This is a genomic window from Lacticaseibacillus porcinae, assembly GCF_003946305.1.
In the GTDB taxonomy this organism is placed as follows: domain Bacteria; phylum Bacillota; class Bacilli; order Lactobacillales; family Lactobacillaceae; genus Lacticaseibacillus; species Lacticaseibacillus porcinae.
In genome coordinates this window covers 91,868-103,446 of the sequence record NZ_RHNS01000010.1, presented here as the reverse complement: position 1 = coordinate 103,446, position 11,579 = coordinate 91,868, and the positions used below count along the sequence as shown (strand labels likewise).

Here is an 11,579-nt window from a genome sequence, read left to right as displayed (position 1 = left end):
TCCGGCCCATACAAAAACTCCTTCCTAGGAAGGCAAGCTTTAATTATTTGCTTGTCTACCCAAGAAGGAGTATAGCCGTCTCAACCTTTTTAAAGTAGTTTGAATCGTTGTAAAGCTTGCGCCACGCCATTATCGTTATTGGTTGACGTCACATAATCGGCATCTGCTCGTAACGCCGGTTCAGCATTGCCCATGGCAATTTGCACCCCAGCAAAATCAGCCATTCGCACTTCATCATAGTGGCAACCAAAATAAACAATATCACCAGCATACAACCGATAACGCGTCATAATATAATCGATCCCACGAGTCGGCCGCGCATCGCGACTCACAATGTCTAACTGCCGATCACCGACTGGCACAATGCGAATATCTCTTAAATGTAGCCGATGTAAGAAATCTGCGACTGATTTTGCTAAATGCGCTTCTGGCAACATTAACGAGATCATGTACACTTCTTTGAGTTTGGCATCAAACAATTCTTGCAACGGCAAGACTTCCAAGCGTTTGCGCCCTAATAATTTATACCGTTCGCCCGTTGCTTCTTTAACGGCATAACCATGCAACGCGTCAAAGACACTGATCCCCAATTCTGGGAAACTCGCAAGCAGTGACCGCACCAACGCCATCATCGCTAATGCTTCCAGTGGCCAAGCCCCCAAGAGACCTTTCTTGCCAGTCCGTGGCGCATAGATCAAGGCCCCATGAAAAGCGATTTGCGGCGCGTCAGTTTGCAGTCGTTTCAACACGCCGTTCAATTCAAAAGGGGCGCGGCCAGTGATGATCGACAGCGGTGCGCCTAAATTATTCAATGCGAATGCCGTTGTAGTCGTTAAGTTGCCTAAATCATTCAGCAACGCGCCATCTAAGGCAGTAAAAATGTATTTTGCGATGACGCTCGCCTCCTTAAAATAGACAACGTTTTCATTTTACCACTGGAAAGCGCGTCGGCCTAGCATATTTGTAGGCACAACTCACTTTTATTCCCAAAAGACGTCACTTATTTCTTCATTAATTCAAAAACAAACTTAATATTCAAACTGCCAACTCGTTGTCAATTGATATGGTCGACCAGGCATCAACGTGATCGCCGACCAATCGAAGCCGCTTGCAGGTGGGATCTGCGCTTCTAAAGCGACGCCAGCGTGTTGACCAATGTTGTGGGCAATGCCAGTATGATCAAAGTGATTGGCTGTATACACCACAACGCCAGGTGCAGTCGTCGTGAGGTGCATCTTGCGTCCAGTTTGACCAACTAAGGTTGCCGCTTGCGCAGACTTAGTCAAAAATGGATGATCAAATCCTGCCCCATCTAACACTTGCGGCATCACGTCACCAAGACGTTGACCAGCAGTGAAATCAAACGGTGTCCCAGCAACCGGTGCCCAGCCGTCAAGCGGTAAGTGATCCGTCAACGGCGCATAAAAGTCGCATGCTAACGTCAAAGTAGTGTCGTCAACAGTCGAGCCTTCGCCGTCAAGGGCAAAATAAACATGATTGGTCGGGTTAAATAACGTTGGGGCGTCAGTCGTCGCGTCAACGTGATACGTCAATTTGTCCTCATCATCTAAGCGATAAGTCACAGTCACTTGAACATTTCCCGGGAAATGATTATGCCCGGCTGGGTCTAAGAACGTGAAATACACTTCGTCATAGTCAGTAAACTCACGATAATTGCCGGTAAACACCTGTGTATCTAGACCTTCTGCGCCACCATGGATCGCATTTTCACCTTCGCCTTTAGGTAAAACAATTTCTGCTTGTCCGAAGTGCCACACATGTCCTGGTAGGCGTCCAACGACACGACCAACTGTCCCACCTAAGAAGTTGCGCTCTTGATCGTAGGCTTTGGGGCTGTCCAAAGACAGGATCAAATTATCCCCCGCTGGGGTGAGAATTTTTTCTAGCGTTGCACCATAGTTCAGCAATTTAACTTGGAGCCCATTGTGGTTGGTCATGGTGTATTCATATTCTTGCTCATTATTTTTTGTGCCGTAATGTTTCATCGAAACTGTCATGTCGTTATCCCCTTTGCGATGCGTGTTATTTTAAATATACCGCATTGGGCACTGACGTCAACGCTTACATTCAAAAGGCAATTCTTGGACACCGACGTCATCCTGGCATATGATAAAGAAGGAGAAATTTTGGAAAAAGCTTGCGTTACCGGAACAAATGTTCGATAATAAGGATAGCAATTACCCAGGAGGGATAACATGGCATCTAAATCAACCAACTCACGTGAAAACGTCAAAGAAATCACTGACGCTGACGCCCGCCAAGTCGCCTTAGACAAGGCTTTAAAGAAGATCACCAAAGAATTTGGTGACGGCGCCGTCATGAAAATGGGCGAAAAGTCCTTAACCAATGTTGAAGTTGTTTCAACTGGTATTTTGTCATTAGACGCAGCCCTTGGTGTCGGCGGCTTCCCACGTGGTCGTGTGATCGAAATCTACGGTCCAGAATCAAGTGGGAAAACCACCATCGCTTTACAAGCTGTCGCTTCGGTACAGAAACAAGGTGGCATCGCCGCTTACGTCGACGCTGAAAACGCAATGGATCCAACCTACGCCAAGGCCCTTGGTGTCAACATCGACGAATTACTGTTATCTCAACCTGATACTGGTGAACAAGGTTTAGCGATCACTGATGCGTTAGTCTCTTCTGGTGCCGTTCAAATCGTCGTTGTCGATTCTGTCGCCGCTTTAACCCCAAAAGCTGAAATCGATGGGGAAATCGGCGATCAATTCGTCGGCTTACAAGCGCGGATGATGAGTCAAGCGTTGCGTAAACTCACCGCCCAGATCTTCAAATCTCAAACCATTGTGATCTTCATCAACCAGATCCGTGAAAAAGTCGGCGTCATGTTCGGGAACCCAGAAACCACACCTGGTGGCCGGGCCTTGAAGTTCTACTCTACCATTCGTTTGGAAGTCCGCGGCTCTAAGCAGATCAAAGTCGCCGGCGAAGATGACCCGATCGGTAAAACCACTACGATCAAAGTCGTGAAGAACAAGGTCGCACCGCCATTCAAGAAGATCGAAACCACAATGACTTATGGTCACGGGATCGAACCTGTTGATGACATGTTGAACTTAGCGGTCAACCACGATGTCATCAAGAAGTCTGGTTCATGGTACAGTTACAAAGACGAACGTCTTGGTCAAGGTGCGCCTAACGCCGTCAACTTCTTGCGTGAACATCCTGATATGCTTGATGAAATCACGACTAAGATGCGTAAGTTGCTATTTGATCCGGAACCAGAAGCGGATGCAGACGACGCTGAAGCTGCTGACAGCAAGCAGCCTGCAGCTAAGAAAGCTGCTGACAAAGCTGATGATCCAAAGCCTGAAACCATTAAGCCTGATGTCTCATTTGATGATGACAAAGGCAACCATGACAACAACAATGGCGATGGCCCGATCCAATTAGTTTAAGCTTTAAGCCAACAGCGTCTTACCTTGATGAACTTCGTGAAGGTAAGGCGCTTTTTTGATGCTTCATTTCAGTTAACAGCGATTAGCCCGAGGTTGATTATTGAGACTTTGTTGGCGCCCTTCGCAAATAAACGCAACATCGCTATTTTTGGTGATCATTCTCGTCCAGCCTCATTGTCGACCAAACGATAATTGTATATATTCGACCCAACGAACATTTTTGTAAGGGCGTTGCACCTAGCGTTTGTGAAGCCCATAATTAAAGCGATAACATGATCTGGGGGGATCTTCTTGCACAGTGTTTCATGGGCAAATTATTTGGTGATCGTGATGCCGTTGTTTGCATTGATTTTTAGCGTACAATCACAAATTCGCTATCACCGCATTAAATTCTGGTTCGTGGCGACGGCGTTGGCCTTTACCACCGTGATCTCATTAGCGTTCACCACGGTTGGTGAACTCGCTTTTGGGGTGGTATGGAGTTTATTTTTATTTCAGCGCCATCGCCACGAAGTACTGGCGTTTTTATTAATGTGGGAAAGTTATTTGATGTTGACCAACTTCATGGTGATCACCATCAACTTATTTGCTAAGCTTTGGCCACAAGCACAATCCGGTCTAGATTTTGCGGTTCCGATCATTGTTAACGGCCTACTGCTTCTGTTAGCTTGGCGCGCTTGGCCACATCGAGGAGATCTCGCGACTCACTTTGCGGCGTTTAACGATGCCCCGACGCGTTTGCTGTTGACTTGGTACACAGCAGCCACCACGTTGATCCTTTACGGCATTCAAATCAGTTTTGAATGGTTGAAACTTGCGGATTCCACCACTTGGTTGTTAATGGCAGAAGTGTTGCTTTTTGCTGCAGCCAATGTCTTAGTTTTATATTACGGCTTGCAAGCTTATCGCGCCGCGATGCAAACCAAATTAACGCAACAAGCCGAAGCTGCTCGCGAAAAGTATTACGCTGAGCTGGAAGCCCAACAAACGCACAACCGCCATTTGCTGCATGATTATAAAAATATCCTCGCCACTTTACAACTTAACCATGACTCGTCAGCTGATCAGGCATTACTTGCAGATGCACAACAAGCACTGACGCAGTCCCAACCTGATCAAGCGGTGCTTGATCACATCTTGTGTCCCCCACTGCGAAGCTTGTTATATCTCAAATGGACGCAAGCAGAAAATGCAAAACGGCATTTACAGATCCAAACCCAAGGCGATATCAACTTACAACCAGACGACTTGGTGATGCCAGTGCTGAGAGGCGTCGGCATTTTATTAGATAATGCACTAGAAGCGATCACTGTTGGTCAAAGTGCTGCTGTTTTATTAATCGCAGACGCCAAGCACATCGCCATCACGGTGATCAATCCTGTGCCAGCAGATTTCACCTTACAGGATCTACAACAAACTTCCAAAGGCGCTGGTCATGGCAACGGCTTGGCGATCATTCAAGAACTCAGCCAAGATGAACGCATTCAAGCCCGTACCAAGCTCAACCAACAACAACTCGCTCAAAGTTTGATCATCGAGGTGCCACATGCTTAATATCTATTTATTAGAAGATTCGGATCAACAACGCGATGCTTATGTCCAACAAGTCCAAACCACTTGTATGATCGAAGGCCTCGACGCAAAATTACAACTGGCCACAGGTGATGCGCATACACTACTGGACGCTGAGGCTCCAGAAGATAGTTTATATTTACTGGATATCGAATTATCTGGTCAAACCCTTTCTGGCATCGATGTTGCTAAAGCCATTCGCAGTCGCAGTTTAACTGCCGAAATTATTTTTATCACCAGCCATCCAGAAGCTGCATTGTTGATCTTAACCAATCAAATCACCCCGATGGATCTGATTCAAAAAAATGCTGACACCTTACCGCGTATCCATCAAGCCTTAGTTGCCGCTGCTAAGCGCCACGCGCAACGGCAATTACATACGCCGCAACTATTTGCTTATACCCAAGGCGGGCAAGTCAATGCTTTACCGCTGGATTCAGTGATCGCTTTACAAGTTTCGGCAAGTGATTCAGATACGATCGAACTAATGGCGACTAACGAAATCGCCAGTTTTCGCGGAAACCTCACGGCAATCAACACCAAGTACCCGACCTTGTTTCGCTGTCACAAAAGTTGCTTGATCAATCTCGATCAACTAAAGCGTGTCGATACCAAAAACCGCCTTGCCATCATGACTAATGGTATCAAAATTGATGTCAGCTTCCGCAAACTTGCCAGCTTAAAACAATTATTGGAGGGCACTCATGATTAATACGATTTTTGCGTTAAATCAACCAATTTGGCAACCATTAGCTGGGATCGCAGTTTTACTCCTGGCCGCTTGGGAGCTTTATTCCGGTTACACAGAGTTTCAACGCATTCACAAACATGGTAATCGCGCGACTAGCGGCTTTTCTGCTTTTGCAATTTATTACAGCATTGGGATCGGTTTAATTCTGTTAGGTGCCGCCTACAGCATTTTCACGATGAAATTTTAACGTTCAGCCCCGATTTCGTGACGTTTGGCGCAAGTTGCGCCTTTTTTTGTGCGCGCGTTGTATGCTTGAGGCGTCAATCAGGGTAGGAGGTGCCAGTGATGATCTGGGAGAAAGTCATTGCCGTCATTTGCATCTTGTTGGGATTCTATGAGTTTTACGCGTCGTATCGTGCCTTCAAAGACGTCACGACACATGCGACGAAGCACACTTCCCCATTTTTTGCTTTCGCCGATTTTTATGGCTTTTTCTTCGGCGGGTTGTTGATCGTGATGGCCGTTCAGTTATTAACTGGGGCGCTTGATTAGGAGGGTTATCATGTGGGAGAAATTAGCAGGGATCGTCGTGATCTTACTCGGGTGTTGGCAATTTGTTGCCGGTGTCCGACAGTTTAAACAAGTCAAACATCACGGTGACAAAAACACGTCACCATTTATCATGTACGCCAATTTCTATGGCTTTTTCTTTGGCGCCTTGCTGTTGATCTTAGGGATCGCGATTTTAACGGGGGCGTTTGACTGATGACAACCATTCAAACTGATTTGAAGCAACCACAATTGCTGACCCTTCCCGACGATCCGCGATTATTGAATCATCGTGTCTTACTATGCGGTACCTTAGTTTCCGGCAAGCGCACGATTCCTAAGGCTGGTATGATGGGCTTTTTGAAATATGTGATGTCAGATATTTCGCTACATGTCGAAACTGATCGCTTGGTGTTACATCAACAACTGCACAAAAATCTGAGTTTGGTACCGACTGCCATCGATGTTTTCGTCGATCAATACGACTACAACCAAGACTTTCTGTTAGGCAGTCACCCTGGCCCTATTTATCGCACCTTGTTGCATGTGGTCACCTCTGATCTCACTTGTTATTTGCATATTCCAAGCGCGGTGGCAGGACAATATTTCCTGCTAAATCCAGGGAACTTGCCGGTGCACGACTTATTTGGCTTAGCGGATTTACCGCATACTGATAGTGATTACGCGTTGAACGACGCGATCAATGCAATCGGCTTTAAGTCTTGGATCCAAGGCACAGGTTTGGAATTTCTAGCAGCATCTTCAAACGTTGCCGGTCATTACCATGTGAATGATTAACCTAAAAATGTCGCAAGCTTTTGACCTGCGACATTTTGACTATAATTCGAGATATTGGGCGCGACTGCCGCCGACATACTTTGGACGACTGCGCAGCGCTGTGACATGCGCCCCACCGAGTTCCGTTTGACTAGGACGGACTGGCACTTGGACAAATTGCACATGCATGCCGATGCTGGTGTCGCCGATGTCAATTCCAGCTTGAGCTGAAATATGCTCCACTTCCACTGGATCATCAAATAATTTGAACGCCGCCATTGAAGCTGATCCACCAGCATGGATGCCAGGCACCACATTGACGATTTCAAAATGATTAGCCCGAGCAACGCGTCGTTCCACTGCACATGAGCGATTGATATGCTCACAACCTTGCACAGCAAGTTCAATGCCTAATGGTCGCAATTGATCGAGCACGGTTTGGACGATCCATTCCCCGACTTCAGGATTTGAGGCTTTTCCAATGTGGCCGCCAACCACTTCACTGGTAGTACAGCCAAGGACGAACAAGTCGCCTTTATGCAATTTGGCAGCGGTCAACACCTCTTGAACGGTTTGCGCAAGTTGGGTTTGTAATTCAGATTTTGTGATCATGACTGTCCCTCCTTGCCGAATATTGTAACACCGAATCGCTGAATTGCACGAAAAAGCAGTCGCCAACTCAAAAGCGTTGACGACTGCTTTCGTATAAACGCGATTCCGCAAAGCCTCAGCTAAACATCTTCTTGGTGGCCTTAGCCAAAGTCTTCAGATCTTTATCATAGCGAGGGGTCTTGACTAACTTGCTCATTGGCAAGCCTGCGAAGTGATAAGCGGCAATTTCACCAGAACGTACCGCAGATTGTTCCGTAAAGATCATCTGGAATGGTTGTTCCACAAATTCACCTGTGAAGGCTAAGTTAGTAGAATGTGCTGGAATGACCTTAGGCCGATCAGCTTTGGCACGATTGTTGAACAGCGCTGAAGCATATGGCATGTAAACTGGAATGTTGTTGATGATGGCATCCATGATGGCATCTTTTTTCGTCATAATGTTCACAGGGCCAGGATCAACTTTAGACAATTGGCCGATCAATTCTTCTGCCATTTCGCGACCAGTCATTTCAATATATGGCTTGTCGACGAATTCCCCGTGACGGCGTGGATACAAGAAGTAACCCCAAAGCACGGTTTCGTTAGGCTTTTGCGTGGTGAAGTGCGGTTGATGGTGCACCACAATGGACATGTTGACATCTTGTTGACCGAGATCAGTGATTGCAGTCGTCGACAAGAAGGAATTCAACGCATTGCCTGGGACTTGCGTGGTGATCCGCGCAATTTCGTTAAGCAACAAGTGGTCTTTTGACGTCAACGTGAAGCTGACCCATTCAGAAGCATTGCGATCAGCAAAGAATTTGTCGGGATTCCCTAAGTTGTAGAACTTGCCGGCAATGTTCTTCCACAAACCAGCCGCCGCACCATAGTCCATGTTTTCCGCCGCTGGGTGGTCCATATCGCCTTGCGTTGCTGAATCAGTGATTGAGCCATTGGTGAAGATCACTGCGGTATCAGCATCGACCTCAACGAATTCTTCTTCACCTGATTCCGTATCCGTCATTTGCAAGCCAGTGACGGTGATTTCATCACCCATTTTGGTGTCTTTGAAAGTCATATCAGTGACACGCTTGTTCAAAACGATGTTGACGTTTTGATCTTTCAAATAGTTGATCAATGGCAACATGATCGATTCAAACTGGTTGTAGCGCGTACGGTTGACGCCGACTAAATGCTCGATTTGCGTGAATTCGTAGATCATCATGTGCATGTAACGCCGTAATTCTTGGGCAGAACTTTGCACCCGGAAAGCAAAGGTAGTTTCCCACATGTACCAGAAGTTGGTTTGGAACATATGTGGGGATTCCTTGAAGTATTCCGCAATGGTGACATTGTCGAGTTTTTCTTCTTCAGCGTCACCCATCATGATCAGCTTCGTCAACAACATGCGATCTTTGTTGTCTAATCCGAGCTTGCCGGCGTCGATGATCCCTTTGCCACCTTGCAACAAACGCGCCTTATCAAAAGTCCGGTGCGCCGCATCGAATTCGCGGGTATCTTCGGCAGCATTCATATTCGGTTCAGTCGCCGATGGAATACGTGACAACAAATCCATTAAATCAACATAAGTCCGATAGTTCAGCATCCGCCCACCGCGTGCGACATAGCCGAGATTATTTTCCATCGGATGATTCTTGTTCCAATATTCATCGACAGTATCTAAAGTGACGGCACCATCGTTTGACCCGTGATCATCAATTGAATAAAAAGTGATCGCTTGACCATCCCAATGGGCTTCTTGAATTAAATAAACGGCAGCGGCCATGTTGGCTAAGCCGGCACCGATCATGATTGCTTTTGATTTCACCATACTCAAAGCCTCCTATGCTTCAAACTCGTCGTAGTCGTGCTCATCAGTTTTAAACAGTTCCATTTTCTTGGCAGAGTAAAAACCTGCCGCAGCTGCTAAAGTGACCGCCAAAGCGGTAAAGGTCAGAAATTTTTTCATATTTGCTCTTCCTTTCTGATTACAGTTTTATGTTAACGCGGCGGCCCTTAACTTGGCTTTAGACAAAATGGTGGTTTTGTTTAAATCTTGTAAGCGCTATTTATTTCATGCAAATTTGACACAAAGTTGCTATTTTTGCATCACACTTTCGTCACAACTCACCGGTAGTATAAACAACATAGAAATGAGCTACCCCCTTATTTCTACCCCACTTTTTCATTTTCTCTGTTGAACTGGTGCCCGCCAGTTCACAGTTCACTCCTCCAAAGTGAACCCCAACCCTTTTTGGCCGCCAAGCCCATGGCGGCTTTTTTGATTTTCAGTGGTTTTCTAAAGGCATCTAGTGGACCGGGTCGATCGTTCTGAACACGATTTTGAAACCGTTATCTCGCATGGTACACTGAATATATATCAATCAAGCAATGCGAGGTTATCCCATGATCCCTAAACTGATCGCCGTCGATATGGATGGCACTTTCTTAAATGACGCAAAAACTTATGACCGCGAACGCTTTAACCAGATTTATGCCAAAATGCAAGCCCAAGGCACTCGCTTCGTCGTCGCATCAGGCAATCAATATTATCAGTTGAAGACCTTCTTTGATCAGCCTGATGTCTTATTTTTAGCGGAGAACGGTGCTTACTGCGGCACTGCTGATAGCGAGTTATTTGCGTCAACTTTTGAGCCTGAACCCGCCCAACAAGTCCTTGATGCTTTATTACAGATCCCAGAATTGAAACTAGCGATTTGCGGTGTTAAAAGTGCTTATATTCGCAAGCAAGAAGGCCAAGCTTGGATCGATGAAACGCGGCACTACTACACCCACCTGCTTGCTGTCGACACCTTTGAAGACCGTCCAGATGATGAGATCTTGAAGTTCGCCATGGGCTGCCCTCCAGAAAAAACCGACGAGATCCTCAAACAAATTGCTGAAGCCACTAAAGGCTTAGCAGTGCCAACATCAAGCGGCCACGGCGATATCGATGTGATCCAACCAGGGGTTAACAAAGCCACCGGACTCAAGCGTTTAGGTGAAAGCCTTGGCATTGATTTAAGTGAAATGTGTGCCTTTGGTGATGGTGGCAACGACTTAGAAATGCTACAAGAAGTCGGTTTAGGCGTCGCCATGCAAAACGCCTCACCTCAAGTCGCGGCTATCGCCGATGATCATACCATCGACAATAATCACGCCGGTGTGCTCGCTTATTTAGAGAAAATTTTTGGTTAGTTCCACGTGAAACACGATCACCCTTCGAAACGGATTTCGAAGGGTGATTTTTTGACATTAATGTTAACCATTCACTACCACGGGATCTCATTGCGATCAAAGGTCTCTGCCATGAACGAACCCGTTGCTATTTTTGTCGTCTGCGTTACCGCACATAGTGTCAGCGTCGGTAATGTTTTGGAGGCCACGATCCGATTTAACCAAATCAGTCGCTCACTGAGCTCATGGCCGGATGCCACTAATGGTGCATGAACACCAGCTTCAAACGCCACTTTCGCATACCAAGTTTGCGCTGTGATTTTACCCGCGACAAAACTGGCAGTGATCGGTGCAATCGCCTTTAATGAATGTTGTTCTTGATGTTGTGTGACCCAAGTGATCGTCAGCCGGGCAATAGCTTCACGCATTGCGCGTGATTCTGCTAAAACGGTGGTCACCTCACTTAACGGCAAGATGGCAGTATTTTTAATTGTCTGACCGACAAAACGCCAATGTTCACCTGATCGCCAGTCGCCTTGAATCCACGTCGGTACTAGCACCCAAGGTAGAAAATGTAGTCGTGCGCCACCAGTCACATCAATCCGCGTGGGTATTACTAACGTCTGACGCATGATGTGTGAACGTCCAGCAAAGTTCACCGTAGCCATACGATCCGTCAGTAAGATCTCACCTTCAACAAAAACCTGCTTTCCCATCTACGACCCCCCTTTGAATTATCGAAAGTGTCTACCAATAATTGAATTCTGGCAAATTTCAAGCAAAAA

General features: G+C 46.5%; 14 protein-coding genes. 8 read left to right on the top strand and 6 right to left on the bottom strand.

Annotation, left to right across the window (positions count from 1 at the left end; all coding sequences use genetic code 11):
* Positions 1–89 precede the first annotated feature (89 nt).
* Both EKM92_RS09080 and EKM92_RS09075 read right to left on the bottom strand, forming a co-directional pair.
* The gene (locus EKM92_RS09080) at positions 90–881 is read right to left on the bottom strand and encodes an HAD hydrolase family protein (RefSeq protein ID WP_225420765.1); all 792 of its coding nucleotides are present in this window, start codon (positions 879–881) and stop codon (positions 90–92) included.
* Positions 882–1,028: 147 nt separating this feature from the next.
* Complete coding sequence (locus EKM92_RS09075) at positions 1,029–2,018, bottom strand: aldose epimerase family protein (protein WP_125710045.1); 990 nt, start codon at positions 2,016–2,018, stop codon at positions 1,029–1,031.
* 198 nt (positions 2,019–2,216) lie between these two features.
* Between EKM92_RS09075 and recA the strand changes: the two genes are divergently transcribed.
* The 7 genes from recA to EKM92_RS09040 all read left to right on the top strand — a co-directional run bounded on the left by recA (position 2,217) and on the right by EKM92_RS09040 (position 7,047).
* Positions 2,217–3,437 carry a recombinase RecA gene (recA, locus tag EKM92_RS09070; protein ID WP_125710043.1) on the top strand — a complete coding sequence of 407 codons (1,221 nt, stop codon included), beginning with the start codon at positions 2,217–2,219 and terminating at the stop codon, positions 3,435–3,437.
* A gap of 291 nt (positions 3,438–3,728) precedes the next feature.
* Positions 3,729–4,991, top strand: a complete 1,263-nt coding sequence (locus EKM92_RS09065) for a GHKL domain-containing protein (protein WP_125710041.1) — start codon at positions 3,729–3,731, stop codon at positions 4,989–4,991.
* Positions 4,984–5,721, top strand: coding sequence for a LytR/AlgR family response regulator transcription factor (locus EKM92_RS09060; protein WP_125710039.1), 738 nt, complete (start codon positions 4,984–4,986; stop codon positions 5,719–5,721). The genes EKM92_RS09065 and EKM92_RS09060 overlap by 8 nt, the downstream gene beginning before the upstream one ends.
* Positions 5,714–5,947 carry an immunity protein gene (locus EKM92_RS09055; protein WP_125710037.1) on the top strand — a complete coding sequence of 78 codons (234 nt, stop codon included), beginning with the start codon at positions 5,714–5,716 and terminating at the stop codon, positions 5,945–5,947. The genes EKM92_RS09060 and EKM92_RS09055 overlap by 8 nt, the downstream gene beginning before the upstream one ends.
* Positions 5,948–6,045: 98 nt before the next feature.
* A complete protein-coding gene (locus EKM92_RS09050; RefSeq protein ID WP_125710035.1) occupies positions 6,046–6,252 on the top strand; it encodes a hypothetical protein in 207 nt (68 codons plus the stop codon).
* A gap of 10 nt (positions 6,253–6,262) precedes the next feature.
* A complete protein-coding gene (locus EKM92_RS09045; protein WP_125710033.1) occupies positions 6,263–6,466 on the top strand; it encodes an immunity protein in 204 nt (67 codons plus the stop codon).
* Positions 6,466–7,047 (top strand): hypothetical protein, encoded by a 582-nt coding sequence (locus EKM92_RS09040; RefSeq protein WP_125710031.1) that lies wholly within the window; start codon positions 6,466–6,468, stop codon positions 7,045–7,047. The genes EKM92_RS09045 and EKM92_RS09040 overlap by 1 nt, the downstream gene beginning before the upstream one ends.
* A 39-nt stretch (positions 7,048–7,086) precedes the next feature.
* Here EKM92_RS09040 and EKM92_RS09035 read toward each other — a convergent pair whose 3' ends face one another.
* From EKM92_RS09035 to EKM92_RS13820, 3 genes are all read right to left on the bottom strand, one after another.
* Complete coding sequence (locus tag EKM92_RS09035; protein ID WP_125710029.1) at positions 7,087–7,638, bottom strand: TIGR01440 family protein; 552 nt, start codon at positions 7,636–7,638, stop codon at positions 7,087–7,089.
* A 115-nt stretch (positions 7,639–7,753) separates the two neighbouring features.
* Complete coding sequence (locus tag EKM92_RS09030; RefSeq protein ID WP_125710027.1) at positions 7,754–9,448, bottom strand: oleate hydratase; 1,695 nt, start codon at positions 9,446–9,448, stop codon at positions 7,754–7,756.
* A gap of 12 nt (positions 9,449–9,460) precedes the next feature.
* Positions 9,461–9,586 (bottom strand): hypothetical protein, encoded by a 126-nt coding sequence (locus tag EKM92_RS13820; protein WP_263853892.1) that lies wholly within the window; start codon positions 9,584–9,586, stop codon positions 9,461–9,463.
* A gap of 440 nt (positions 9,587–10,026) precedes the next feature.
* Between EKM92_RS13820 and EKM92_RS09025 the strand changes: the two genes are divergently transcribed.
* Positions 10,027–10,815, top strand: coding sequence for a Cof-type HAD-IIB family hydrolase (locus EKM92_RS09025; protein WP_125710052.1), 789 nt, complete (start codon positions 10,027–10,029; stop codon positions 10,813–10,815).
* 74 nt (positions 10,816–10,889) lie between these two features.
* Here EKM92_RS09025 and EKM92_RS09020 read toward each other — a convergent pair whose 3' ends face one another.
* Positions 10,890–11,510, bottom strand: a complete 621-nt coding sequence (locus EKM92_RS09020; RefSeq protein ID WP_125710025.1) for a hypothetical protein — start codon at positions 11,508–11,510, stop codon at positions 10,890–10,892.
* Positions 11,511–11,579 lie beyond the last annotated feature (69 nt).